At 65.6% G+C, this 24,430-nt stretch carries 22 protein-coding genes; 8 read left to right on the top strand and 14 right to left on the bottom strand.

Annotation, left to right across the window (positions count from 1 at the left end; translation table 11 throughout):
- Positions 1–72 precede the first annotated feature (72 nt).
- The gene (locus N2603_RS13180; protein WP_018640785.1) at positions 73–1,383 is read left to right on the top strand and encodes an ABC transporter substrate-binding protein; all 1,311 of its coding nucleotides are present in this window, start codon (positions 73–75) and stop codon (positions 1,381–1,383) included.
- Between the two features lie 184 nt (positions 1,384–1,567).
- On the opposite strand, the gene N2603_RS13175 is transcribed toward N2603_RS13180, so the two are convergent.
- From N2603_RS13175 to N2603_RS13135, 9 genes are all read right to left on the bottom strand, one after another.
- Complete coding sequence (locus tag N2603_RS13175; RefSeq protein ID WP_260389122.1) at positions 1,568–2,737, bottom strand: Gfo/Idh/MocA family protein; 1,170 nt, start codon at positions 2,735–2,737, stop codon at positions 1,568–1,570.
- A 44-nt stretch (positions 2,738–2,781) separates the two neighbouring features.
- Entirely contained in the window at positions 2,782–3,096 is a 315-nt protein-coding gene (locus N2603_RS13170) for a septal ring lytic transglycosylase RlpA family protein (protein WP_018640787.1), read from the bottom strand.
- Positions 3,097–3,199: 103 nt separating this feature from the next.
- Positions 3,200–4,045, bottom strand: a complete 846-nt coding sequence (locus tag N2603_RS13165) for a CmcJ/NvfI family oxidoreductase (protein ID WP_260389121.1) — start codon at positions 4,043–4,045, stop codon at positions 3,200–3,202.
- A 385-nt stretch (positions 4,046–4,430) separates the two neighbouring features.
- Positions 4,431–5,369, bottom strand: coding sequence for an ABC transporter substrate-binding protein (locus N2603_RS13160; protein WP_260389120.1), 939 nt, complete (start codon positions 5,367–5,369; stop codon positions 4,431–4,433).
- Entirely contained in the window at positions 5,366–6,466 is a 1,101-nt protein-coding gene (locus N2603_RS13155; protein ID WP_260389119.1) for an LLM class flavin-dependent oxidoreductase, read from the bottom strand. The genes N2603_RS13160 and N2603_RS13155 overlap by 4 nt, the downstream gene beginning before the upstream one ends.
- 30 nt (positions 6,467–6,496) lie before the next feature.
- Complete coding sequence (locus tag N2603_RS13150) at positions 6,497–7,669, bottom strand: acyl-CoA dehydrogenase family protein (RefSeq protein WP_260389118.1); 1,173 nt, start codon at positions 7,667–7,669, stop codon at positions 6,497–6,499.
- Complete coding sequence (locus tag N2603_RS13145) at positions 7,663–8,460, bottom strand: ABC transporter ATP-binding protein (RefSeq protein WP_260389117.1); 798 nt, start codon at positions 8,458–8,460, stop codon at positions 7,663–7,665. Before N2603_RS13145 ends, N2603_RS13150 begins: the two co-directional genes overlap by 7 nt.
- Positions 8,454–9,476, bottom strand: coding sequence for an ABC transporter permease (locus N2603_RS13140; RefSeq protein ID WP_260389115.1), 1,023 nt, complete (start codon positions 9,474–9,476; stop codon positions 8,454–8,456). The genes N2603_RS13145 and N2603_RS13140 overlap by 7 nt, the downstream gene beginning before the upstream one ends.
- Positions 9,454–10,557, bottom strand: a complete 1,104-nt coding sequence (locus tag N2603_RS13135; protein WP_260389113.1) for an ABC transporter substrate-binding protein — start codon at positions 10,555–10,557, stop codon at positions 9,454–9,456. Before N2603_RS13135 ends, N2603_RS13140 begins: the two co-directional genes overlap by 23 nt.
- A gap of 474 nt (positions 10,558–11,031) precedes the next feature.
- Here N2603_RS13135 and N2603_RS13130 point away from each other — a divergent pair, with 474 nt between their 5' ends.
- A complete protein-coding gene (locus N2603_RS13130) occupies positions 11,032–12,012 on the top strand; it encodes an ABC transporter substrate-binding protein (protein WP_026311669.1) in 981 nt (326 codons plus the stop codon).
- Positions 12,013–12,138: 126 nt separating this feature from the next.
- Here N2603_RS13130 and N2603_RS13125 read toward each other — a convergent pair whose 3' ends face one another.
- Positions 12,139–12,603, bottom strand: a complete 465-nt coding sequence (locus N2603_RS13125) for a hypothetical protein (RefSeq protein WP_260389112.1) — start codon at positions 12,601–12,603, stop codon at positions 12,139–12,141.
- Positions 12,604–12,929: 326 nt separating this feature from the next.
- Here N2603_RS13125 and glgC point away from each other — a divergent pair, with 326 nt between their 5' ends.
- From glgC to N2603_RS13110, 3 genes are read left to right on the top strand one after another with little or no spacing between them, the layout of a single operon-like run.
- Complete coding sequence (glgC, locus tag N2603_RS13120; protein WP_260389111.1) at positions 12,930–14,192, top strand: glucose-1-phosphate adenylyltransferase; 1,263 nt, start codon at positions 12,930–12,932, stop codon at positions 14,190–14,192.
- Entirely contained in the window at positions 14,189–15,643 is a 1,455-nt protein-coding gene (gene glgA, locus N2603_RS13115) for a glycogen synthase GlgA (RefSeq protein ID WP_260389110.1), read from the top strand. Before glgC ends, glgA begins: the two co-directional genes overlap by 4 nt.
- A gap of 33 nt (positions 15,644–15,676) precedes the next feature.
- Positions 15,677–15,937: a SemiSWEET transporter gene (locus N2603_RS13110; protein ID WP_260389109.1), complete on the top strand. Its 261-nt coding sequence runs from the start codon at positions 15,677–15,679 to the stop codon at positions 15,935–15,937.
- Positions 15,938–15,984: 47 nt separating this feature from the next.
- On the opposite strand, the gene N2603_RS13105 is transcribed toward N2603_RS13110, so the two are convergent.
- A complete protein-coding gene (locus N2603_RS13105; RefSeq protein WP_260389108.1) occupies positions 15,985–16,779 on the bottom strand; it encodes a DODA-type extradiol aromatic ring-opening family dioxygenase in 795 nt (264 codons plus the stop codon).
- Between the two features lie 157 nt (positions 16,780–16,936).
- Between N2603_RS13105 and N2603_RS13100 the strand changes: the two genes are divergently transcribed.
- Entirely contained in the window at positions 16,937–17,116 is a 180-nt protein-coding gene (locus tag N2603_RS13100; protein WP_018640802.1) for a hypothetical protein, read from the top strand.
- Between the two features lie 7 nt (positions 17,117–17,123).
- Here the strand turns inward: N2603_RS13100 and N2603_RS13095 are convergent, their stop codons facing one another.
- A complete protein-coding gene (locus N2603_RS13095) occupies positions 17,124–18,587 on the bottom strand; it encodes a carboxylesterase/lipase family protein (protein ID WP_260389107.1) in 1,464 nt (487 codons plus the stop codon).
- A 259-nt stretch (positions 18,588–18,846) separates the two neighbouring features.
- On the bottom strand, positions 18,847–19,095 hold the full coding sequence (locus N2603_RS13090) for a hypothetical protein (RefSeq protein ID WP_260389106.1): 249 nt from the start codon (positions 19,093–19,095) through the stop codon (positions 18,847–18,849).
- 191 nt (positions 19,096–19,286) lie between these two features.
- On the opposite strand from N2603_RS13090, the gene N2603_RS13085 reads away from it, so the two are divergent.
- Positions 19,287–21,977 (top strand): flavin-containing monooxygenase, encoded by a 2,691-nt coding sequence (locus N2603_RS13085; RefSeq protein ID WP_260389105.1) that lies wholly within the window; start codon positions 19,287–19,289, stop codon positions 21,975–21,977.
- A gap of 19 nt (positions 21,978–21,996) precedes the next feature.
- On the opposite strand, the gene N2603_RS13080 is transcribed toward N2603_RS13085, so the two are convergent.
- Positions 21,997–23,385: an MFS transporter gene (locus tag N2603_RS13080; protein ID WP_260389104.1), complete on the bottom strand. Its 1,389-nt coding sequence runs from the start codon at positions 23,383–23,385 to the stop codon at positions 21,997–21,999.
- Between the two features lie 58 nt (positions 23,386–23,443).
- On the opposite strand from N2603_RS13080, the gene N2603_RS13075 reads away from it, so the two are divergent.
- Positions 23,444–24,409, top strand: coding sequence for a LysR substrate-binding domain-containing protein (locus tag N2603_RS13075; protein ID WP_260389103.1), 966 nt, complete (start codon positions 23,444–23,446; stop codon positions 24,407–24,409).
- Positions 24,410–24,430: the final 21 nt, after the last annotated feature.

Genomic DNA, 24,430 nt, shown 5'->3' with positions numbered 1-24,430 from the left:
TGTTGACTTTCCGCCGCCCCCCTCCCCATACTTCGAAAAAAATAACAACCAACGGTTTTGAGGGAGGATAGGATGCCGACTTCACGCAGGCAGCTGCTGAAGGGTACGGCGGCTGCCGCCGCCACACTCAGCCTCGATTGGACCAGGGCCCAGGCGCAAGCGGAGACATTGCGCATCGGCCTGATCTACGACCTCACCGGCCCGTTCGCCGCCGGCGGCTCGGTCGCCTCGTCGATCGGCGCGCAGATCGCGATCGATCTCGTCAACGAGAAAGGCGGCGTCGGCGGCAAGACCAAGATTGCTCCGGTCGCCGCAGATTCCCAGAGCAAACCCGACGTTGCGATCAACGAGGCCGAACGCCTGATCAGTCAGGAGAAGATCGACATTATCAACGGCGTCTATGCGAGCTCGCATGCGGTGCCGCTCGCAGCCAAGGTCGAGCAGCAGAAGAAGATCCTCTGGATCACGACCGCGGTCTCGACCGCCGTGTTCAAGGACAAGAACCTGCAATACGTGTTTCGCGCGCAGATCCATTCGGATCAATACGGCCAAGCGTTTGCGGGCTTCCTCGCCGAGCACGCCAAGGCCAAGCTCGGCATGGAGCCGGGCGAGGTGAAGGTCGCGCTGATCCACGAGGACGGCCCCTACGGCGTCGGCGTCGCCGCGGCCGACGAGGCCTATGCCAAGCAGGCCGGCATCCAGGTGGTGCTGCGCGAGGGCTATTCGGCCTCGGCGCCCGACCTGTCGGTGCTGGTCACGAAGATCAAGCGCGCCAAGGCCGACGTGATCTCGCATGCCGGCTACAACCCCGACATCACCCTGTTTCTGCGCCAGGCCCGCGAGAGCGGATTGCGCTTCAAGATGCTGTTCGGCGCCGGCGCGGGCTACAGCCAGCTCGACAAGCTGCGCGCCACCTTCGGCGCCGACATCGACAATTTCTGCAACATCGATCCGGTGCCGGCGCAGCTGCTCGATCCGGCGAAGCTCGCGCCGGGTATCGGCGATCTGACCAACGCCATGGTGACGCGCTACAAAGCCAAGACCGGCGCCACCGACGTTCCGCCGCACTGCTCGATGGGCTTCAACCAGACCTGGGTGCTGCTCAACAACGTGCTGCCGGTCGCCAAGGAGAAGTACGGCAGCTTCGAGCCCGAGGCGATCCGCAAGGCCGCGCTCGACGTCGACATCCCCGCCGGCGGCACCATCCAGGGCTATGGCGTGAAGTTCTTCCCGCCGGGCACGCCGATGTCCGGCCAGAACGAACGCTCGACGCCGGTGGTGATGCAGAACGCCGGCGAGCACATCTCGGTGGTGTGGCCGACCAACATCAAGACGCAGGACCCGGTCTTCCCGCTGCCGAAAGGCTCGACCTACGGGGCGTGAGGGGGCCCTGCTCCCACCCTCCCCTGGAGGGGAGGGTCGCTACGCATGCAGCGAAGCGGAATGCGTGGCGGGGTGGGGTGATCTCTCCTCACGGGCACTGCCCGATTGGAGAGATCACCCCACCCCGCTCGCGCTACGCGCGATCGACCCTCCCCCTCCAGGGGAGGGTAAGCGTACCGATCCCCTACAACACCACCCTTCTTCCCTCCTCCGCCGCCCAGTACCCGGCGTAGTTCACCTTGATCGTCTCGTAGGCCAGCGCGAGGTCCGACAGCGGCTGCCGCCCGGTCGCGGCGCATTCCATGAAATCCTGGATCTCCTGGAGAAAGCCGCGCGTCCATTCCTCCTCGAGGCAGACATATTGCCAGCCGGTTTTGCGGTCGACCTTTTCGGTGATGTAGACGCTGGCGAGCTTCTCCTCGCTGGTCTGATAGCTCATCAGATGATTGTTCGGCGTGATGTTGGCGAACAGCGAGCCGCCGCTCGTGTAGGTCTCGATCAGGTTGCGCACGCCGCCCATGATCATGTCGCCGGAGAAGATGGTGGCCTTGGTGCCGTCGGAGAAGGTGGCGGTGAGCGTGCCCCAATCCTCGACGTCGACGGGATTGGCCTTGATGTAGCTGCGCTCCTCCGGCTTGAGCGCGGCGGTGACGTTGCCGACGTCGCCGGTGACGCTGGCGACATGGATGCTCTCGCCGCGCGCCCTGGCTTCCACCTGCTTCAGATACAGCACGGCGGAGAGCGGATGGCAGCCCATGCGGATCAGCGAACCGCCGCCGGTCATCGCCCACTGCGCCGCATGCGCGGCGTGCGAGCCGGAATGGCTCTCCTCCCCCTTCATGAACAGGATCTTGTCCTTGGTCGCCTTGATGATCTCCGCGGTCTTGGTCACCGCTGGCGCGTAGATCCAGTCCTCGGCATACATGAAGAGTTTTCCGGTGCGCTCGATCGCGGCGCGCGTCCTGTCCATCTCTTCGATCACGCGCTCATACATCAGCGCCTTGGGCACGTGCTTGCCGATCGGCTGCGTGTCGCCCTCGCGGCCGAAATAGCCGGCGAACGGCTTTTCGCAGATGACGTGCTTACCGGCCTCCATGCTGGCGACGATCATCTCCGCATGAAGGCTCGGCGGCGTGCAGATGTCGATGACATCGAGCTCACCGTCCGCGATCAGCTCGTCGAAACTCCGATAAACACGCGGAATATTGTGATGCCGGGCGAACGCGACGACCTTGTCGCCGCGCGCGGCGACCGCCGCGACCTCGACATCCACGCCATAGACGCGCCGGAACGCATACATGTGCAGCTCCGACACGAAGCCGCAGCCGACGAGTCCCACCCTGATCCCGGTCATAGCGCCCCCCTTGCTTCGGGCGGCACTATAGCGCGCTCGGAGAGCTAATCCACCGACACGCGCACCACGCCGGCGCTCATCATGCCGAGCGCGCGGGCGGCGGGTACCGAGAGATCGACGATGCGGCCGCGGATGAAGGGGCCGCGATCATTGACGCGGCACTGGATCGTGCGCCCGCTGTAGGACACCCTGAGCACGCTGCCGAACGGGCGTGTGCGGTGGGCGCAAGTCAACTCGCCGCCTTTGCCCGCCCTTCCATATCCGTAGTAGGAAGCAAGCCCGCTTTCGGCGTTAGCGACGGAGATGAAGGCGGGGAATGAAGTCATCAAGCAAAACAGTAGAGTCGTCTGCGCGCGCACGGCACCGCTCCCGGTTAACCCTGCCCGGCGCTGCAAACGTGGTTTTGTTCCCTCAGGTTCCAGGAACCCTGCCGGAAGAGTCCGGCAGGGTCATCACAGTTTGTTACTGCCGGTGAAACACCAGCGTTCGGACCTCGATGCTTTCGCGGGGCGCCGCATCGGCGGGCGTGGTCGGATCCACGAACGCAGTGTGCGGCCCGAAACGGGTGCGGCCATCCGTTGCGGAATCGTAGCACTTCAGCAGCAGCGCCTCGTCCGGCGTCATCTCCGGGAAATAGAACCAGCGGTGGTTCGGATTGTATGTCACCGAATAGGTCTCGCCGCGACGGTTGGGATAGATCAGGTCGGATGCGACGAGATCCTCGGGCTTAACCGTCGTGCCGTCGGCCATGGCGAGCGGTGAATCGCGCAAGGGTCCGCGGATCGGCCGCCACAGATTGATCACCTGCACGCGTCCCTTCAGCAGCTCCTCGGCCTCGTCAGGCAGATGCTCGCGAACGCGGTTGGCGCCGGACGCAATTGTCTGATCGACATGGGCGCGCGTCGCCGGCTGACGCGGCCCGCCGCCACGAATATCCGGGGCGCCCTCGACGCGCTTGCGCACGGTATGGTCGAAGATGACCACACGATCGGCCTTCAGCGTCGCGCGAAGGAAGGCTTCGACGGCGGGATAATAGACCGCGCGGATTTCCTCCTCGTTGTAAAAGTCCTTCACCTGTGTCGGGTGACGCACCAGCGCAAAGCCCTCGCGATCGAGCGAGAAGTTTTGCGCGATCAGCCGCGCATCGAAGATCGGAACCTGGTGCGGCTCCGGCAGCGACGTACTTTTCGGCTCACCCGGCGGCGGATCGAAGGCGTAGGTGCGCGGCTTGGCCGATGTCGGCGCGAGATAGTTGAGTTCGGCGGTGACGAAGGGAAGCGATTCGATTCTTGTTTCTTGCAGGCCCATGGCCGGTCTCCCGATGTGGTCGTCGAATTGATTTTTGCGGGGATGTGATGGGGCGCAAGGGAGCGGGTGCAAATAGCAATGAGGGGTTGTCGGCGGTGCAAACAGCAGAACGAATAATTCGAGGAAAGCTACTGCGATGGAAGCCATCACCTCTCCTCACGAGTCCTTGAGATGCTCGTGAGAGCGCTTCTTCCTCTTACCCTCCCCTGGAGGGGGAGGGTCGATCGCGCGCAGCGCGAGCGGGGTGGGGTGATCTCTCTATGCGGGCAGTGTTCGACGTGGAGAGACTGTCACCCCACCCCGTCTCACATTTCGCTGCGCTCAACGTGAGCCGACCCTCCCCCTCCAGGGGAGGGTGAGACCGTCCGGGCGACGCGAGTGCGCGCTACAACCCCGCCTTCGCGATCGCGTCCGCAAACGAGCGATCCACGATCTCGGCTGCATCGAGCTTCTGCTTGATCAGCCCCCAGCGGAAATACAGATCGATCGTGCTCTGCTCGTCCGCGACGACGCCGTCATCGATCGGCGCGATGCTGATTTTTGCGCGCGACAGCCAGTTCTGCGGCACGGCGGTGGGGATGTTCATCAGTCTGCCCCAGGTCGCGGCGTAGCTGTCGAGGTTGTTCAGCGACCACGCCCGCGCCGCGGTGAGGCGCCGGACGAAGTCGGTCAGCTCGGCGCGCTTGTCCCTGATAGCGTCGGGCCGCGCCACCTGGAAGCTCAGGCCCGGCGTGAGGCCTTCGGACGTGATGATGCGGCGCGATTTGAACAGCACCTCCTCCTGGCTCACATAAGGCTCCCACGTCGACCACGCATCGACCGAACCTTGGGTGTAGGCGATCTTGGCGTCCGACGGCGCCAGGAACGCGATCTGCACGTCGCTCGCACTCCAGCCGTTCTTCTCGAGCGCGGCGAGGATCAGCTGATGGCCGATCGAGCCGCGGCCGGTTGCGATCTTCTTGCCGCGCAAATCGGCAAAGCTCTTGATCGGCGAGGTCTCGGGCACGAGGATGGCGAGCCCCTCGCGCGTCTGCCGGATGGCGGCAATCGCTTTCACCGGCGCGCCGGAGGCGGCGGCAAAGGTGAAGGGCGCGTCCCCGACGAGGCCGGTCTCGATCGCGCCAGCGCTCAGCGCCTCAAGCAGCGGCGCCGCCGCCGGAAATTCCTTCCATTCGATCTTGTACGGCACATCCTTGAGCACGCCGGCCGCTTCCATCACGGCCTGCGCATTGCCCTTCTGGTCGCCGACACGCAGGGTGGTTTGCGCCGCCACGAGTTCAAGCGAACCGAACAGCAGCGCGCCGGCCAGCATGAGGCGGATCATTCTGCCGCCTCGTCGCGAACCGCCTGGCGCTTGGCGACCAGCTCGCGCGTCAGCGGGATCAATTCGCGGCCATATTCGATGGCGTCGATCAGCGGATCGAAGCCGCGGATCAGGAAATGGCTGATGCCGAGGTCGTAATAGTCGCCGAAGACCTCCGCGACCTGCTCGGGTGTACCCACAAGCGCCGTAGTGTTGCTGTTGGCCCCGGTGAGCTTTGCGATCTCGGTCCAGAGCCGCTTGTCGATGCGGCTGCCCTGGTCGGCGAGCGCGAGCAGGCGCCGCGCGCCGGCGGTGGCATGGCCGTCGGCGGGCTTGCGATACCCCGTTTTGTCCTGCAGCGCGGTGGCGCGCGCCAGAATTTCCTCCGCCTTTTCCCAGGCCTGCTTTTCGGTCGGGGCGATGATCGGCCGCACGGACAGGCTGAAGCGCGGCGTCGGCCGCCCCTGCCGCACCGCGGCGTTGTGGACGCGCGAGGTCACATCGCGCACCTGCGCATAGGATTCGCCCCACAGCGCAAACGTGTCGGCGTGCTTGCCGGCGACGTCGATCGCCGCATCCGAGGCGCCACCGAAATAGACGCGGATGCCTTCGGGGCGATACGGCTTCACCTGCGAGAAGGCGTTCTCGACCTGGTAGTACTTGCCCTTGTAGCTGAACGGCTTGTCGCTGGTCCATTCCAGCTTGAGCACATCGAGGAACTCGGAGGTGCGGGCATAGCGCTCGTCCTTGTCATCGAGCGTATTGCCGTCCTGCCGCAGCTCGGTGGCATTGCCGCCGGTGATGACATGGAGCGCAACGCGGCCGCGGGAAAACTGGTCGAGCACCGCGAACTGCCGCGCCAGCAGCGTCGGCGCGGTGAAGCCCGGCCGCTGCGCGATCAGCACGTTGAGCCTCTCGGTGTGATTCAGCACGTGCTGGGCGACCTGGAGCGCGTCCGGCGAGGTCGAATGGAACGCCAGCAGCGCACGATCGAAGCCGGCATTCTCGTGCGCCTTCGCCACCGTCTCGATGTGGGTGGGGTTGAGGATCGGCCCCTCGCGCACGACGGTCTCGGACGAATTGTTGTTGCTGATGAAGCCGATGAACTCGATCGACATGATCGTCTCCCCGATTGTTTTGCGGAAAAGCTAGAGGCCCAATGCGGCGCGGCCGAGGCCGATCCGGGTGGAATCGTCCTGCGGCGTGTGCACGCGCCCGCACAGCACGTCGCGATAGTGCCGCTCCAGCGGATTGCTGCGGGACAGGCCGTGATTGCCGGTGAGCGAGAAGGCCTCCTCGACCACGGCCACAGCGTTGTTGGTGACGGTCAACTTGATGACGTTGGATTCGCCGGCGGACAACTGGACCCCATCATCGAAGTCGCGGGCGAACGTCTCAATCAGCCGCGCATTGACCGCGAGCCGCGCCTCGATCGCGCCGAGGCTCTCCTGCGCGCGGGCCAAGGTCGCCAGCGGCGCGCCGAGGCTGGCGGGAGCGCGCTGTCTCAGGAACGTGATCAGCCAGTCGCGCGCCGCGCGGGCGACACCGTCATAGATCGCGGCGACGAAGACCGTGTGGACGGTCGCCTGCGTGAGGTCGGGGGCCCGCCAGTCAGCCGGCTTGCGCACGTCGACTTCGGAATCCAGCGGGATCACCACATCGTCGAAGATGACGTCGTGGCTGCCGCTGGCGCGCAGGCCATGGTGGTCCCAGGTCTCGACGATGCGCGTGCCCGGCAGGCCTGCCGGCACCAGGAACTGTCCGACGCGGGGCTCGGCCTCGTCGGTCCGGGCCCAGACCAGGTACCATTTCAGGATCGGCGAGCCCGTCGAATAGATCTTGTGGCCGGAAAGGCGCCAGCCGGTTTCGGTGCGCCGGGCGATCGTCGCCGGCAAGCCGCCGCGCGTGGGCGAGCCGAGCTCCGGCTCGACGCGCAGCGCATTGATGAGCGCAAGGCCTTCGACGCTCTCGCGCGCGAGCTTGCGCGACAGCCGCGCCGGCCAGGCCGGGCTGCGCGCCATGACGAGATGATTGATGTAGTGCATCGACAGCACCAGCGCGGTCGACGGATCGGCCTTGCCGAGGATACCGATGACGCGCGCGGCGTATCGCGCGCCCGCCCCGCCACCGCCATGGGCCGCCGGCACCGTCAGCGACAGCAGGCCGGCTTCGGACAGTTCGCGAAAATTCTCGAACGGAAAACTGCCGGTGCGGTCGTGCTCGGCCGCGCGCGCGGCGATGGTTTCGGCCAGCACCTCGGCGCGCGCGATGTAGTCGGGTTCACTGTGAGCCGTGCGGCCCTTGGCTGCAGGCGTTACCATGTGGCGTCCAACCCCAGCAGACCAAGGATCTGGCGGCGCAGATCGGCGAGATACGGATCGCCGCGATGGCGCGGATAGGGACGGTCGACACGGATGTCGGCCTTCACGCGCGCGGGACGCTCGCTGAAGACGACGACGCGGTTGGCAAGCACGAGCGCCTCCTCGGCGTCATGCGTGACCAGCAGCGTGGTAAAGCCCTTGCGCTGCCAGAGCGAGACGAGCTCGGCCTGCATGGTGATGCGGGTCAGCGAGTCCAGTTTTCCCAACGGCTCGTCGAGGATCAGGATTTTTGGATCGTTGACCAGCGCACGCGCCAGCGCGACGCGCTGCGCCATGCCGCCGGAGAGCTGGTGCGGATAGGCATTGCGGAACGACGACAGTCCAACCAGATCAAGCGCATCATCGACGCGCTGCCGCTGGCTCTTCAGGATGCCCTGGGCTTCGAGGCCCAGGGCGACGTTGTCCCAGACCGAGCGCCAGGGAAACAGCGTCGGATCCTGGAACACGACGACGCGCGATGGATGGGGGCGTCTGATTCGCTCCTCGTCCTCCCGCAACCTTCCCGCCTTGGGCTTGTCGAGCCCGGCAACGAGCCGCAGCAAAGTCGACTTGCCGCAGCCGGACGGCCCGAGCAGCGCGACGAATTCGCCCGGCTCGACCGAGATGCTGACATCGCTGAGCACCGGCAGCTCGGCGCCATCGATGTCGAAGGCGTGGCTGACCTGCTCGATGTCGAGCGCGGCGCCGGCCGCCGGATGCGTGAGCGCTTCGGCAAGAGCTGCGGCTACCATTTGACGGTCCCCTTCTGCCAGACCAGCAGGCGATCGCGGATCGAAAACAGCAGCGTGATCGCGCCGGAGCAGAGCAGCGACATCACGATCAGCGCCGCGTACATGTTGGCGTAGGCGGCCCAGCCCTGGGCCCATTGCAGGTACCAGCCGAGGCCGGCCTTGACGCCGATCATCTCGGCGACGACGAGCACGGCAAAGGACGAGCCGAGCCCCATGAACAGGCCGACGAAGACGTGCGGCAGTGCCGCGGGGATCGCGACTTTCAGCACAAGGAAGGACGGCTTTGCACCCAGCGTGCGCGCAACGTCGTAATAGGCGTTGCTGACGCTCGCGACGCCCGACCAGGTCAGCACGGTGACGGGAAAGCCCGTCGCCAGCGCGATCAGGAAGGTCGAGGCGCTCCAGCTCGACGGGAAGGTGAAGAAGGCGATCGGCAGCCACGCCGTCGCCGGCAGCGGGCCGATGAAGCGCAGCACCGGATGCACCCAATAGCCGACCGCACGCGACCAGCCGATCGAGACGCCGGTCAAAAAGCCGATCGTCGCGCCGATCAGATAGCCGCCGAGCTGGAGCTTGACTGAGGCAAAGACGCTGTCGAGCAGTTTTGGCAGATCGTCGGTATAGACCTCGATGATCGATTGCGGCGGCGGAAAGAACGGCAGAGGCAGCCAGGCGAATTTCGCGGTCGCAACTTCCCACACGGTCAGGAACGCGCCGAGCGCGACCAGCCAGGGCGCACGCTTGTGCAACGCCTGCCCCGTCGATCCCAGATAGTCGGCGCCGACGGTCCCGAACAGTGCGATCGCTGCAATGATGAAGGCGGCAATGCCGAGCGAATGCGTGCGCGACCAGTCGCCGACGTCCTCCCACCACAGGCAGGACAGGCCGAAGGCGATCCAGGCGATGCTGGCGAGAACGCCGACGCCGGATTCCCGGATCCAGGTCGCGAGCAGCGGCGCGCGCGAGGTGCGCGGCGCGCCGGAGGCAAGGCCGTCAGACAGCGAATACGTCGACATAGATGCGCTCCGCGAATTTGGCGGTGTCGGTGCTCTGCTTGAACACCTGCACGCCCTTGAGATCGTCGGCATAGGCCTTGAGCTCGCGCTTGAGCACGTCGCCGACGGGATGATGATGATGGGTGTGGTAGCGCACCATGCCCTCGATATCGGCGAGCGATGCCGTCTTTGGCGCGTAAGGCTGGAACGACTTTGCCGTCACGGCCGGGTTCTGCGCGGTGAACATCGCCGCATCGAGCAGCGCCTGCGTGAGGGCACGCGCGACCTGCGGCTCCTCGCGCACCAGACTGCCGCGCAGGCCGAGGATGCAGCAGCTCTTGTCGCGATATTCGCCGTCGAGGTTGGAGGCGACTTCCTTGTACTGGCTGTCCTTGAGCCAGAGATAGCCGAGCGGATCGGACGACAGGAAGGCCTGCACCTCGCCCTTCTCCACGGCGACATTGAGCAGATTGCCGGGATAGGCGCGCCAGTCGACATCCTTGTTGGGGTCGATCCCGAGCTTGGCGAGCTGGACGGAGAAGAAATTCTTGTCGGGGCCGCCGAGGTCGCCGACCGCGACGATCTTGCCCTTGAGGTCGGCGAGCTTGCTCACGCCGGAATCAGTCCGAGTGAGGACGCGCATGCAGCCGCCATGGGTGCCGGCGGCGATCTTGACGTCAAAGCCCTGCTCCAGCGGCTTCAGCCAGCGCAGCGCCATGCCGAGGCCGGCATCGCTTTTTCCTGTCGCGATCGCCTCGAGCAGCTGGTCGGTCGAGCCGGAATAGTTGATGAGCTCGATGTCGAGATTGTGCTTCCGGAAAAAACCGTGCTCGATGGCGACCGGCACCGGGGCGAGGCACACCGCGCCGGCATTCCACGACAGTTTCAGCTTGCGCGGCGCGCCGGTGAGCGCGGGCGCGTCGGAGGCCGTGCGGCACAGCGGAAACTCCGAGAGGTCGACGCCGGGCGCGATGGCGCGCGGTGCAAAGGCCTGTGCCGCGCCAAAGGCGCCAAGCGGCGCGGCGAACGCCGCAGCGAGCCCCGCCTGCAGCAGATGACGCCGGTCAAGGCCCGATCCGCCGCGCTTGTTGTCGTTGTCCATCAGCCCCGCTCCTGAGTTGGCACGGCTCCGCCGTTCGCGCAACGCATTGCGTTGCGCATGTTCCGTACGGAGATGCGTTGAGAGAATATTTTTCGCCGGCGCTTCCCGCGCCGCGTTGATGCGATGCGCAAATCATGCGGCGCGGCCGCCGCATCGTCAATGAAATGGAATTTCGAATGTGACGCGAAGCGAAGTCATTCTCTCCATCTGCAAGTCCGGGAACGATGAAACGATTTTCGCCGCCGCATCGCCTTGCAAAGTGGGCGGCGAGTCCGCCGCCTGCTTCATCCGTGCGCGTCTTCCGCTGCGCACACTGCACGTTCTCGAAAGCAGCACTTCGCTGAAACGTCCTTGCCGATCACGCGCGCAATACGGTTGGCCATTTCATTGACTGCGTATCGCGCGCTCATAGACTTGATCGTCTCGCTGCATCGTCCGCTCACGCATCGTGAGCGACGCAACAAGACGGATCCAATGAGCATCAACTCCCACGACCATTCCATCACCCGCCGCCTCGCGGCATCGCTGCTGGCCGCCGCCATCACCCTATCGACGGCGGCTGTATCGCTCGCCGCCGACACCGTCGTGCTGCGGGTCGGCGATCAGAAGGGCGGCAACCGCTCGCTGCTGGAAATCTCCGGCTACGCGAAGGACCTGCCTTACAAGATCGAATGGTCGGAATTCCCCGCGGCCGCGCCGATCCTCGAAGCGCTCAACGCCGGCGCGCTCGATGTCGGCTACACCGGCGACCTCTCGTTCCTCTCGGTCTATGCGGCGGGCGCGCCGATCAAGGCGATCGGCGGCACGCGTTCAGATGCGAAGACGCAGGCGATCCTGGTGCGCCAGGATTCGCCGATCAAGTCGGCCGCCGACCTCAGGGGCAAGCGCCTCGCCGGCACGCGCGGCGGCTGGGGCCAGTTCCTGATCGACGCAACGCTGGAGAAGGCGCAGATCAAGCTGGAGGATGCGACCTTCGCGCCGCTCGGCCCCGTGGATGCCAAGATCGCGCTGGTCGCGGGCTCGATCGACGCCTGGGCGGTGTGGGAGCCCTATGTCTCGTTCGCGACGCTGAAGGACAAGGCGCGCGTGATCGCCGACGGCGAAGGCTTGACGCCGACCATCACCTTCATCGTCGCCTCCGACAACGCCATCGCCACCAAGCGCGCGGCGGTGCAGGACCTCGTGCAGCGCCTGAACAAGGCGCGGCTGTGGTCGCTCGACCATCTCGGTGAATACGCGAAGAACACGGCCGAGCTGACAAAACTGCCGGAGGACGTGCTGCTGTCGGCTTACACCGCGCAGCGCACCAGTCCGATCGTGATCGACGAGAACGTGGTGAAGGAAATCCAGGCCGCCTCGGATCGCTCGACGCGCTACGGCATCCTGCCGAAGCAGCTCGACGTCAGCAAAGCCGTGGACCGCAGCTTCACCGCCGCGGCCGCGGGATCAAACTAAACGGAGGCGGCGGGATGCACAGGCCTCGCCTCAAGGCCGGCCCGCTGCATCTCGCCGCGATCGTGCTCATGCATTTCGCCTGCATGAGCCTGATCGTGTGGCTCTCGCTCTAGCTCCGCGAGGCGCTCACCAATATCCGCGGTAATAGGGCCGGTAGTAGCCGTAGCGAGGGCCATAATACGGACGATAGGCCCGATAGCCATAATAGGGACGCGCGTAGTAGCCGCCATAGCCGTAGCCCGGTCCATAGCCGTAGCCGCCGTAATAGGCCGGCGCATAGCCATAGCCGTAGCCCGGATATCCATAGCCGCCGCCATAATACGGTCCGCCGCCGTAGTAGCCGTAGCCGTATGGCGCGCTGCTGGCGATGGCGCCGCCGATGATTGCGCCGGCCGCGAGGGCGCCGAAACCCAATCCCCAGCCGCCACCCCAGCCGCGGCCGCGCCAATAGACCTGCGTGACATCATCGCCGACTGCCGCTTTCATGGCCGCGACATTGGTCGGCAGCGGGGCTGCTGCGGCCTGCCCGATTTGGCCGACCATGACCGCGCCCGCCAGTGAACAGGCAATTGCAGTTCTCCAGATCCTCATCGTCTTGCTCCCTGTCTGACGTTTCGCTTGGAAAAAGGATCGCAGGCCTATGATCGGGCATCGTTGCGCCAAGTCAAAGCCTCGATTTTGCGTGCGGCGCACAAGAGAGCGGGTGCATGCCTCAATTATGGTCAAGCGGGATCGCGCCGATATGACCCCGATACGACGGCGCCCGGTCCCGGCGACCACGGCAAAGCATTAAGCTTCCCGCGCGTTCGCAACCAACAACCATCTTCCTGATTTACTATTCGTACCGTTACTATCGGTTCCAATGGTGCGCGGCCGGGACGCATCCCGCGACGCGTCAGAGGTGTGGGGAGGATTGCATGAGTGCCGTGGGTAGTGAGCCGCTCGCGCGTCAGGCGCTGGCGTTCGTCCTGGCTGGTGGACGCGGCAGCCGCCTGTTGGAGCTGACCGATCGGCGCGCCAAGCCCGCGGTCTATTTCGGGGGCAAGTCCCGCATCATCGATTTCGCGCTGTCGAACGCGGTGAATTCCGGCATCCGCCGCATCGCGGTCGCCACCCAGTACAAGGCGCACAGCCTGATCCGCCATCTCCAGATGGGCTGGAATTTCTTCCGCCCCGAGCGCAACGAGAGCTTCGACATCCTGCCCGCGAGCCAGCGCGTCTCCGAGAACATGTGGTATGTCGGCACGGCGGATGCGATCTACCAGAACATCGACATCATCGAGTCGCACGCCTGCCGCTTCATCGTCGTGCTGGCGGGCGACCATATCTATAAAATGGACTACGAGGTGATGCTGCGCCAGCATGTCGAGAGCGGCGCCGACGTCACTGTCGGCTGCCTGGAGATGCCGCGCACCGAATCCTCGGGCTTCGGCATCATGCATATCGACGAGAACGGCTGGATTCAGCAATTCCTGGAGAAGCCGAAAGATCCCCCGCCGATGCCGGGCAAGCCGGACGTCTCGCTCGCCAGCATGGGCATCTATGTCTTCAACGCGAAGTTCCTGTTCGACGAGCTCAAGCGCGACGCCGAAGACCCGAACTCGAACCACGATTTCGGCAAGGACATCATTCCCTATATCGTCAAGAACGGCCGCGCCATCGCGCACCAGTTCTCGACGTCATGCGTCCGCTCCGGCAGCGACGAGCGCGCCTACTGGCGCGACGTCGGTACGGTCGACGCCTATTGGGCCGCCAATATCGACCTCACCGACGTGGTGCCGGAGCTCGACCTGTTCGACCGCGCCTGGCCGATCTGGTCCTATGCGGAGATCACCCCGCCGGCGAAATTCGTCCATGACGAGGAGAGCCGGCGCGGCCAGGCGGTGAGCTCGCTGGTCTCCGGCGGCTGCATCATCTCCGGCGCCTCGCTGCGCCGCTCGCTGCTGTTCACCGGCGTGCGCATCAACTCCTATGCCAATGTCGAGAACGCCGTGATCATGCCCTACGTCAATGTCGGGCGCGGCGCACGGCTCAAGAACGTCGTGATCGACCGTGGCGTCGAGATCCCCGAGGGCCTCGTCGTCGGCGAGGATCCCGATATCGACGCCAAGCGCTTCCGCACCACCGAGCAGGGCATCTCGCTGATCACCCAGCCGATGATCGACAGGCTCAATACATGACGCCTGTTCGCGTCCTCGCGGTCGCCTCTGAAGTCTACCCCATCGTCAAGACCGGCGGCCTCGCGGATGTCGCCGGCGCGCTGCCGCTTGCGCTGAAGGCGCACGGCGTCGAGATGCGCACCCTCATGCCGGGCTATCCCGACGTGATGCGGCTGATGTCCGATGCAGAGGAAGTCCGGCGCTGGCCGGATTATTTCGGCGGACCGGGCCGGCTGCTCGCCGGCTCCCGTGACGGGCTCGACCTGTTCGTGCTCGACGCGCCGCATCTCTATGCGCGGCCGGGTAATCCTTACGTCACCGCCGAGGGGGTCGACTGGCCGGACAACGGCGTGCGCTTTGCGGCGCTGTCGCGCGTGGCGGCCGATATCGGCCACGGCCTCGTTCCGGCGTTCGTGCCTGACATCGTGCATGCCCATGACTGGCAGGCGGGGCTCGCACCGGCCTATCTGCACTATGACAATCGCCCGCGGCCCGGCACCGTGATGACGATCCACAACATGGCCTATCAGGGCAAGTTCGCGCGCGAGCTGATCGGTGCGATCGGCCTGCCGTGGAGCTCCTTCGACGTCAACGGCCTAGAATATTTCGGCGGCATCAGCTTTCTCAAGGCCGGCCTGCAATTCGCCGACCGCATCACCACGGTATCGCCGACCTATGCCCAGGAGATCCAGAGCGACGAGGGCGGCATGGGGCTCGGCGGCCTCCTGCGCGCACGCGCGGGCGCATTGAGCGGCATCCTCAACGGCATCGACACCGAAGTCTGGAATCCGCAAACCGACGCGCACATCGCCTATCGCTTCGGCGCGGAGGACCTGACGTTCCGGGCCGCGAACAAGGCGGTGCTGCAGCAGCAATTCAATCTCGATTCCTCGGATGAAGCGCCACTGCTCGGCGTTATCAGCCGGCTGTCCTGGCAGAAGGGGCTCGATCTCCTGCTCGAGGCCATTCCGACCATTTTGCGCGAAGGCATGCAGCTCGCGCTGCTCGGCAGCGGTGACCGCGATCTCCAGGACCGCTACCAAGCCGCCGCCCGCGCCAATCCCGGCCGGATCGGCGTCGTGATCGGCTATGACGAGATTTTGGCGCATCTGATCCAGGCCGGCTCGGACGCGCTTCTGGTGCCGTCGCGCTTCGAGCCATGCGGCCTGACCCAGCTTTGCGCGCTGCGCTATGGCGCGGTGCCGATCGTGTCGCGCGTCGGCGGCCTCGAGGATACCATCGTCGATATCGGCGAGGCCGACGCATCGGAGCGCGATGCGACCGGCTTCAAGTTCAGCCCGGTGACGGCGGATGCCTTCGCCGGCACGCTGCGCAAGGCCAACACCGCCTTCCACGACAAGTTGACCTGGCGGCGGCTGCAGCGAAGCGGCCTAGCGACCGACGTCTCCTGGCGCAACCGCGCCGGCGACTATGCCGCGCTGTATCGCGGCCTCATGGCGGCCCGCGCTTGAGGCATGGCGTCGAATCCATGCTATAGAGCGCGCATGGAACCCTTCATGATCAAGCTGATCGGCTTTGCCGCTGCCACCTGCACCACCGTGGCCTACGCGCCGCAAGCCATCAAGGTGTGGAGGACCCGCTCCACCGGCGACATCTCGCTCGGCATGTTCCTGGTCATGGTGCTGGGCCTCGCGCTCTGGCTGATCTACGGCCTGCTCTCGGGCGATGGGCCCCTGATCGCCTCAAACGCCGTCACCATGCTGCTCGCCGGCGGCATCCTGGTGATGAAGCTGCGATACGGGTGAGGCTTTCTTCGCCTCTCCCCGCGTGCGGGGAGAGGGAGAAGAGATCATCATCCAAACATATACGACGCCATCGCGACGCTCGCGACCTCGTCGACGAAGACCCGCTTGCCGACATCCTTGCCGGCTGCCCCGGCTGCCACCATCAGCGGCAGCAGATGGTCCTCGCGCGGATGCGCCAGCCGTGCGCTCGGCGCGTTTTCCCAATCGACCAGCATCGCATTGCGGCGCGCCGCATCGGGGTTGCTGATCGCCTCGTTCAGATAGGCCTCGAAGTCATAGGAGACCGGCTTCGATTCCGGCCGGTTGAAACCGCGCATGTTGTGATAGGTGAGCCCGCTGCCGACGATGAGAATGCCTTCGTCGCGCAGCGATGCGATCGCCTGCCCGACCTTGATGTGCTCGGCCGCATCGTAGCTCGACTTCAACGACAGCAGCACGATCGGCATGTCGGCATTCGGATACATCAGGCCGAGCGGGACGAAGGTGCCGTGGTCAAAACCCTGATTGGGATCTTCCCGGCAATCGACGCCCACGTGCTTGAGCAGCGCCCTCACCTCGACGGCAAGCTCCGGTTTGCCCGGCGCGGGATATTTGAGGTGATAGGTATGCTCGGGGAAACCGTAATAGTCGTACACCATCGGCGGATGCGCCGAGGTCGAGACGGTGAAGGCGTCAGCCTCCCAATGCCCGGTGATGACGAGCACGGCTTTCGGTCTTTCCGGGAGAAGCTGCGGCAGCCGGCCGAACTCCTCGGCGGTCCTGGCATATTGCACCCGCCGGTCCTCCATGAAGGGCCAGGGGCCGCCGCCATGCGACAGGAAGAGGGTCGGAAATCGCGTCATGGTAATGGCTCGGCTCAAAGACAACATACGCGCGGTGCGGTCCCGCGCGACCGGCGGCGAGCATAGGCAAACTCGTATGGTTAGCAAGTCGTTAACGATTTGCCTTCCAAAATCCCCGCCGTGGCCGAAGGAGTCGGCCAGAAGACGAGGACGTGAGATGAGGAAGTTTTCGCTGGGGGACGTCGTCAACAGTGACAAGGGCCGCCGCGGCGTCGTTCGCGCTGCCTTCAAGTCGCGGGAAGGCCAGCAGTTCTATGCCGTCGAGAAGGACGGCGCGATGGACTATCTCGAGGAAGACCGGCTGAGCCCGGCCCCGCGCGTCGAGCTCGCGGCTTAAGTCCAACTCATTTCCTGCTCTCATCTGCGAACCGGTCGAGGCGCTCCGCGAAGGGATCGTCTCCGCTCGCAATGCGATCGTTCGCGATCAGCAGCAGACGATCGCTGCCCGCCGCCGCGTCCCAACGCGGCAGGTCCGGGCCATTGGGATCGCCGCTTTTTGCAAAATTGATCCAGTAGCCGCGCATGCGGCTTGCGACCTCGCGATCACGCCGCGACAGGATGCCAGCACCGGGGACGCCTTCCGCGCCGAAGATGAATTGCAACTCGCGTCCGTGGCCGCCCTCGGGATTGGCGCGTCGGGCCTCCGGCACATAGGCGAAGCGATAGCGGTAGGTTGGCGCGCCGATCGCGGCATGCAGGCGCGCGAGCAGCCGCACGGGTTCGGAGAAGACCTTGTCGGTGTAGAACCGCGCTGCAAGAGAAGGCCTGGTGAGGTCGGGATAGAGTTGTTCGGGCGCCGCACCTGACGATGCCATCGCCTCCGCGATCTCAGGCTCACTGTCGAAGCCGGTCTCGTCATCGTTGGAGCCGACGATCAGGGGAATGCGGCTTTGATGTCCGGCCGCAAAGCCTGCGGCGATATCTTCCGCCACGAGACCCCCGTCGATCACCGGCGCGAAGCCGTGCGGGGATTTCGCCAGCAGCTTCCTTTGGGCGGCAAGCAGCGGCGCAGCCGCGATCGTGCGCAGGTCGGCGCCATCCTGTCCGAGCGTCGCGACGAATTGCAGGCCCCAGGCCTCCGCCTCCTGCCGTGAGCGCAGGCGCACACGGCCGGGCAGCGATTGCAGGATGGCTTTCTGAAATAGCTCACGCGCCTCGCCGCACAGCATCAACAGCGCGATCGATGTCGCCCCCGCGCCACTGCCGAACAGCGTGACGTTGCGCGCATCGCCACCGAATGCCGCGATGTTGTCGTGGACCCAATGCAGCGCCGCGATCTGGTCCATCAACCCGTAATTTCCGGATCCGCCTTCGGACAAGGCAGGATGCGTGAGCCAGCCGAGCACGCCCAAGCGATAGTTCACGGTGACCACGATGAGCCCGGCCTGCGCGAGCCTCGCGCCGTCGAACAGCGGATCGTTGGCGGTGCCGTTGACGAAGGCGCCGTCATGGATGAACACCATCACCGGCAGCGGGCCGTCGACGCCGAACGGACGAAACACGTTGAGCGTGAGGCAATCCTCGCGCGCGTTTGGCAGCGACGGTTGAAGGCACGGCGCAGCGTACTCATAGGCCGTGCGCATTTCCGAGCTTTCAGGCGTGACCTGCGGCGGCCGCCAGCGCAGCGGCCCGACCTGCGCGGCTGCATAAGCCAGTCCCTTGAAGAAGGCCACCTCGCCTTCGACGCCGCCGAGCATCTGGCCTTCGCGCGTCAGCGCAAACGGAAACTGTCCGACCGGCTGGGCGACGCCCGGGCCAGCAAGGCAGAGGAATCCGGAAGCCGTAACGAGCGCAAGCAGGGATCGCATCTTGGGGATCTCGATGCGCGGAAAGGTTCTCTGGAAGGTTACGTCTGCGGTACGCGAAGAGGCAAGCCGCGTCTTACCTCTCCCCGCTTGCGGGGAGAGGTCGGATTGCATCGAAGATGCAATCCGGGTGAGGGGGTACAGGTCCCTCGATAATCTCCTCGTGCGGAGAGACGCCCCTCACCCCAACCCTCTCCCCGTAAGAACGGGGCGAGGGAGCACACCGGCGGTGCGGCCAAACTGCAACTCAACCAGTGCGCAGCTAACCGCCCTTGGCCAAAATCTCCGCCAGTGCCCGTCGCGCGATGATGCCGAGCTCGCCGAGCGTGGAGTGTCCCGCCTGCGCCGCCTCGATCAGGCGCTCGGCGATGAACCTGCGGCTGTCGTGATCGCCGCCGTGCGGCAGTTGGCGGCACGTCTCCTCCAGGACGACGTCCATGTTGGCTTTGGTCCGCTCACTCAACTCTGTCATGACGCCCGGCCGGCACGCGTGGCTTGTAACCGCAAGCATACACAGAGGGATCAGGCATGATTAGCCCGGACAATCACGGCCATTGTGCATCGCGATGCGTGCAATGGAGCAACGTTCGCGCCGCTTTGGTGACATCGAAAACGACTACCGAGGATTGCACTTGGTCTGATGACAAGCCGGGCCTGCAGGACTAGCCTGCCGGCAAAACAAAACGCACGGGAGGAAATGCCATGCCGGAAGCAATGGTTGCTGCGCGTGAGTCCAAAGCGGCGGGTGGAACAGCAGAGCAGGTCGACGTCGCCGTGGTCGGCGCCGGGTTTGCCGGCCTCTATCTGCTCCAGCGCCTGCGCAAGGCCGGATTCACGACCGTTGCCCTCGAAGAGGCCGGCGATGTCGGCGGAACCTGGTACTGGAACCGCTATCCCGGCGCGCGCTGCGATATCCAGACCATCGACTACAGCTACACCTTCGATCCCGACCTCGAGGCGGCCTGGACCTGGTCGGAGAAATACGCGACCCAGCCGGAGATCCTGCGCTATCTCGGCTTCGTCGCCGACCGCTATGATCTCCGCCGCGACATCCGCTTCAGGACCAAGGTCACCGAAGCCAGATGGGACGAGGCCGCCCAGCGCTGGCACCTCACCACCGACAATGGCGCGCCTGTTTCCTGCCGCCATTACATCATGGCCACCGGCTGCCTCTCCGCGCCGAAGCCGCCGGAGATCGACGGCGTCAAGGACTTCAAGGGCGAGGTCTATTTCACCGGACGCTGGCCGCATGACGGCGTCGATCTCGCGGGCAAGCGCGTCGCCGTGATCGGCACGGGATCGTCCGCGATCCAGTCGATCCCGCTGATCGCCGAGCAGGCCGCGCACCTGACCGTGTTCCAGCGCACGCCGAATTTCGCGCTGCCGGCACACAATGGTCCCGCTCCCTCCGACCGCATGAGCCTGCTGCAGGGCGATCGCGCGGCCTATCGCGAGCAGGCGCGGCAGTCGATGGCCGGCGTGCCCTATCCTCAGCAGACGGTCGTGAGCTGGCAGTTGAGCGATGCCGAGCGTCGCGAGCGGTTCGAACGTGCCTGGGCAGCGGGCGACCTCGTCCACATCCTGACGCAGCTCTGGGCCGACCAGGCCGTCGATGTCGACGGCAACAAGATCGTCCAGGACCTCATCCGCGAGAAGATCCGCGCCGCCGTGAGGGATCCCGAGACGGCTGCGGCACTCACACCGCATGACCATCCCTTTGGCGCCAAGCGTCCCTGTCTCGACACCAACTATTACGCCACCTACAACCGGCCGAACGTCACGCTGGTCAATCTGCGCCAGGAGCCGATCAAGGCGATCACCGCGAGCGGCATTTTCACGAACGGCCGCAGCTTCGATGTCGACGTCATCGTGTTCGCGACCGGCTTCGACGCCATGACCGGCGCGATCCGCGCCGTGCATCCGATCACCGGGCGCGGCGGCAGGTCGCTCACCGATGTCTGGGCGCAGGGGCCGCAGACCTATCTCGGGCTCACGGTGGAAGGCTTCCCGAACTTCTTCATGATCACCGGGCCCGGCAGCCCGTCGGTGCTGTCGAACATGGCGGTGTCGATCGAGCAGCATGTCGACTGGGTCGTCGATCGCCTTGCCGCGTTGCGCGATGCCGGCTTCACCACGATGGAGCCGACCGAGACGGCGCAGGCCGGCTGGGGCCAGCACATGGCCGACTGCTCGATGCTGACGCTGCACCGGCTCGCCAACACGTGGTACACGGGCGCCAACGTGCCCGGCAAGGTGCAGGGCCTGATGCCCTATACCGGCGGCGTCGGCCCCTATCGCAGCATCTGCGACGAGGTGACGAGCCGCGGCATGCTCGGCTTCAGGCTCACCGGGCCCAACGGCGCCGCGCAATGCAATGACGGCGAGGTGGTGCGGCTGCAACCGGACGTGCGGCTGGTGCTGAACCTGCTGGCAACGCTCAACCTGCCACCGATCGAGTCGATGGGCGCAGCAGGCGCGCGCGCCTTCGTCAACCAGTTCAACAAGGGCCGTCCCGCCGGACGGCCGATCGGCGAGATCGTCGACGGCACCCTGCCCGGTGCTGCCGGCCCGCTGCCCTACCGTGTCTTCAAGCCAGCAACAGCAGGCCCGCATCCGGTCGTGGTCTATTTCCACGGTGGCGGCTGGGTGCTCGGCGACGAGCAGTCGGACGAGCCGTTCTGCCGCGACATGGTGCGCAAGACCGGCATGATGTTCGTCAGCGTCGGCTATCGCCACGCACCGGAGCATCGCTTCCCGGCCGCGGCCGAAGACGGCTATGCGGCGACGCGCTGGATCGCGGAGCACGCCGCCGAGCTCGGCGGCAGTCCGGGCCCGGTGCTGGTCGCCGGCTGGAGCGCCGGCGGCAACATCGCCGCCGTCACCTGCCAGCTCGCGCGCGACCGTGGCGGTCCTGACATCGCCGGCCAGCTCCTGATCTGTCCGGTCACCGACTGCAGCTTCGATCGTCCCTCCTACAACGACAATGCGACCGGCTATTTCCTGACGCGCTCGTTGATGGACTGGTTCTGGGACATCTACTGCTCACCGGCCGACCGCACCGATCCGCGCGTCTCGCCGCTGCGCGGCAAAGTCGCGGGCCTGCCGCCGGCCTTCGTCGTCACCTGCGAGTTCGATCCGTTGCGCGACGAAGGCATCGCCTATGCCGAGGCGATGCAGGCTGCCGGTGTCCCGGTCGAGCAACTCAAGGCGCGCGGCCATTTCCACTCGTCCTTCACGATGGTGGATGTGGTGATCACGGGCGCGCCCGGCCGGATGCAGATGGCCGAAGCCCTGCGACGCTTCGCCGGACTGCCGCCGGAGGTCAATCGCGGCGATGAGAACAGCCACGGTCACACCAGCCCGGGGCATAAAATCGCGGCGGCTGCGAGTTGAGCTGCAACGGATCGGCGGGCTACGGCTGGTGCTCCGGCAACAACAGCGAAGCCGCGATGAGGCCGCCTGCCGATCCAGACGCGGCAAGAAGCCAGGGCCACACGTAGCCGGTGGCCATTCCTTGGTCCGGCAGCGTTGCGCCGAGCGCCGCGATGCCCAGCGCAAATCCGGCCTGACGCATGACCACGGTGACCGCCGAGGCCATGCCTGTCTGCGCCGGAGGCACCAACGCGACGACGGCGCCAGATAATTGCGGATGCGCAAGCACGGCGCCAAGGCCGATCAACAGCATGCCGATCGCCGTCGCAGCAAGAATGACGTCCATGTTCGGGAGCCAGCCGCTCGCCGCCAGCACCAGAACGAGATTGCCTGCCAGAAGCACCAGCATCGCCGTCGCGAACAGCCCGCGCCAGCCCCAGCGTTTCGCCAGGCGGGCACCATAGGGCGGCAGCACGAGCATCGGCAATGTCGCGGAGAGCAATGCGACGCCAACCGACGAGCCTGTCCAGCCGAACGCTGCACTCAGGAACGGCGGCAGGTAGACGAGGACAGCCCAGTATCCGATGGATACGGCGACCAGCACCAACGAAATGCCGGCCATGACCGGCCGACCAAACACGGCCGGGTCGAAAATCGGCGCGGGCCGGCGCCGCTGCTGGATCCCGAAGATGACGAACAGGCACATACTGCCTCCGAGACCAACCGCAATCCAGGCCGGTGCCGCACGTCCCATCAGCAGGCTCTCGATCGCAAGACCAAGAGCGAGCGTGAGAAGAACGACGCCGCCCCAATCCAGCGGACGGCCGGCGGGATCGCGCGACTCTGCGACCAGCCTTGGAACGGCGAGAATGACAAGCAGGCAAAGCGGGATGTTGGCCAGGAAGATCCAGCGCCACCCGATCCAGCTCGACACCAGCCCGCCGAGCGTCGGCCCCAGCGCCATGGCAACACCCGAGATTACACCCATGATCGCAAATGCGCGGACGCGCTCGTCGGGCCGGGCATAGGTGCTCGCGAGCAGCGCAATGCCGCCGGTCACGACGAACGCCGCACCAAGGCCCTGGACTGCGCGGGCTGCCCATAGCTCCGGACCTCCCGTCGCAACACCGCAAGCGATCGAGCCCGCCAGGAACACGATGTTGCCGCCAAGCATGGCTCGTCGTCGTCCATACCTGTCGGCCAGCGCGCCGGCGGCGAGCAGTCCACCGGTGAAAGCCAGGCTATAGGCGTCCATGACCCATGCGTAGGCGGCAGCGCCAAAGCCGAGTTCAGCCGCCATGGCCGGCATCGCGACGACAACCCCCGTCACGTCGAATTGCGTCAAAAAAGCCGCCATGCCGAGCGCCGAGGCTGGCAACAGGTCGCGCCAACGGCGCTGCGGCTGCTTGTGGAGGTCGGATTCGGCCATCGTTTTCCCATCGTGGAGGCGTCTGTCCGATATGCACGCGCGCGGGCGCTCCGCGCCAATGCGACGTGTTCACATCGCCATGAAAATAATTCATAGTGATGCAATGCGCTCATTTCCTCCATTCGATGGCCTGATTGCATTCGAGGCGGCGCTGCGACATGCGAGTGTCACCCGTGCCGCGGTAGAGCTCGGGCTCACGCAGAGCGCGGTCAGCCATCGCCTCCGCAAGCTCGAGGATTTCGTCGGCATGCCCCTGCTCGTTCGGCAGCCGGGCGGCTTGAGCGCCACGCCCGCCGGTATAGCCCTCTCGAACGAGTTGGCGGGCTTGTTCGACAGGATGGCCGATTTCCGCGCGCTGTGCCGCGCCGCCGCGCCGCCTCCGGCCTTGAAGGTAGGCGTCGGCGCAGCGCTCGCGGATTACTGGCTCGTGCGCCGCTTGCCCGAGTTTGCGAAAGCCTGTCCCGGCATACCGGTCGAATTGATCATTATCCAGGGCGATGGACACGCGAGGTCGGCCGATCTCGATGTGAAGGTGCTGTGGCAGCAGGCGGCCGGCTTGAGGCCAACGTCGACGCAGCGCCTGCTATTCCGCGAGCAAGTGTATCCTGTCTGTCACCCGCGCCTGCTGCCGGGTCGGAGGCCACTGAGCGACGTGACGCGACTGAGATCATTGCCGCTCCTGCACAAGGGCCGAGCCGGCGAAGACAGCGGAGCCGAGTGGTCATGGACGACCTGGTTCGAACGATTGGGCCTCGGCCGTCCGCCGCCTGCGGAGATACGGTTTGCGACAATAGCCACCGCCATAGCCGCGGCCCTCGCGGGCAACGGGATCGTGCTCGCGCGCTCGCTGCTGGTTCAGGATGCGCTCAGGGACGGCAGGCTGCTGCGCGTGCTTCCGCCGTCGTGGGACTTGCCATCAAGCAAGGTCCAGATCGTCCGCTGGGCCCCGGCCATGGCAAATGACGCCCGGGTGAAGGCGTTCGTCAATTGGATATTGCAGATTCCGAAGATTCCCGGCGATTGAGCGCCAAGCCCTGCGACAGAG

Source organism: Bradyrhizobium huanghuaihaiense (assembly GCF_025200885.1).
GTDB classification, from domain to species: Bacteria; Pseudomonadota; Alphaproteobacteria; order Rhizobiales; family Xanthobacteraceae; genus Bradyrhizobium; species Bradyrhizobium huanghuaihaiense.
This window is presented reverse-complemented; position numbering and strand designations above follow the sequence as displayed.

What these genes read in the sequence shown, in the direction of transcription:
- N2603_RS13155 (WP_260389119.1), bottom strand. Translation starts at nt 6,466, where the DNA reads ATGTCGATCGAGTTCATCGGCTTCATCAGCAACAACAATTCGTCCGAG.
- N2603_RS13160 (WP_260389120.1), bottom strand. Translation starts at nt 5,369, where the DNA reads ATGATCCGCCTCATGCTGGCCGGCGCGCTGCTGTTCGGTTCGCTTGAA.
- N2603_RS13075 (WP_260389103.1), top strand. Translation starts at nt 23,444, where the DNA reads ATGCGACGTGTTCACATCGCCATGAAAATAATTCATAGTGATGCAATG.
- N2603_RS13085 (WP_260389105.1), top strand. Translation starts at nt 19,287, where the DNA reads ATGCCGGAAGCAATGGTTGCTGCGCGTGAGTCCAAAGCGGCGGGTGGA.
- N2603_RS13105 (WP_260389108.1), bottom strand. Translation starts at nt 16,779, where the DNA reads ATGACGCGATTTCCGACCCTCTTCCTGTCGCATGGCGGCGGCCCCTGG.
- glgA (WP_260389110.1), top strand. Translation starts at nt 14,189, where the DNA reads ATGACGCCTGTTCGCGTCCTCGCGGTCGCCTCTGAAGTCTACCCCATC.
- N2603_RS13125 (WP_260389112.1), bottom strand. Translation starts at nt 12,603, where the DNA reads ATGAGGATCTGGAGAACTGCAATTGCCTGTTCACTGGCGGGCGCGGTC.
- N2603_RS13180 (WP_018640785.1), top strand. Translation starts at nt 73, where the DNA reads ATGCCGACTTCACGCAGGCAGCTGCTGAAGGGTACGGCGGCTGCCGCC.
- N2603_RS13080 (WP_260389104.1), bottom strand. Translation starts at nt 23,385, where the DNA reads ATGGCCGAATCCGACCTCCACAAGCAGCCGCAGCGCCGTTGGCGCGAC.
- N2603_RS13095 (WP_260389107.1), bottom strand. Translation starts at nt 18,587, where the DNA reads ATGCGATCCCTGCTTGCGCTCGTTACGGCTTCCGGATTCCTCTGCCTT.
- N2603_RS13100 (WP_018640802.1), top strand. Translation starts at nt 16,937, where the DNA reads ATGAGGAAGTTTTCGCTGGGGGACGTCGTCAACAGTGACAAGGGCCGC.
- N2603_RS13110 (WP_260389109.1), top strand. Translation starts at nt 15,677, where the DNA reads ATGGAACCCTTCATGATCAAGCTGATCGGCTTTGCCGCTGCCACCTGC.
- N2603_RS13165 (WP_260389121.1), bottom strand. Translation starts at nt 4,045, where the DNA reads ATGGGCCTGCAAGAAACAAGAATCGAATCGCTTCCCTTCGTCACCGCC.
- glgC (WP_260389111.1), top strand. Translation starts at nt 12,930, where the DNA reads ATGAGTGCCGTGGGTAGTGAGCCGCTCGCGCGTCAGGCGCTGGCGTTC.
- N2603_RS13140 (WP_260389115.1), bottom strand. Translation starts at nt 9,476, where the DNA reads ATGTCGACGTATTCGCTGTCTGACGGCCTTGCCTCCGGCGCGCCGCGC.
- N2603_RS13175 (WP_260389122.1), bottom strand. Translation starts at nt 2,737, where the DNA reads ATGACCGGGATCAGGGTGGGACTCGTCGGCTGCGGCTTCGTGTCGGAG.
- N2603_RS13150 (WP_260389118.1), bottom strand. Translation starts at nt 7,669, where the DNA reads ATGGTAACGCCTGCAGCCAAGGGCCGCACGGCTCACAGTGAACCCGAC.
- N2603_RS13135 (WP_260389113.1), bottom strand. Translation starts at nt 10,557, where the DNA reads ATGGACAACGACAACAAGCGCGGCGGATCGGGCCTTGACCGGCGTCAT.
- N2603_RS13090 (WP_260389106.1), bottom strand. Translation starts at nt 19,095, where the DNA reads ATGCTTGCGGTTACAAGCCACGCGTGCCGGCCGGGCGTCATGACAGAG.
- N2603_RS13130 (WP_026311669.1), top strand. Translation starts at nt 11,032, where the DNA reads ATGAGCATCAACTCCCACGACCATTCCATCACCCGCCGCCTCGCGGCA.
- N2603_RS13145 (WP_260389117.1), bottom strand. Translation starts at nt 8,460, where the DNA reads ATGGTAGCCGCAGCTCTTGCCGAAGCGCTCACGCATCCGGCGGCCGGC.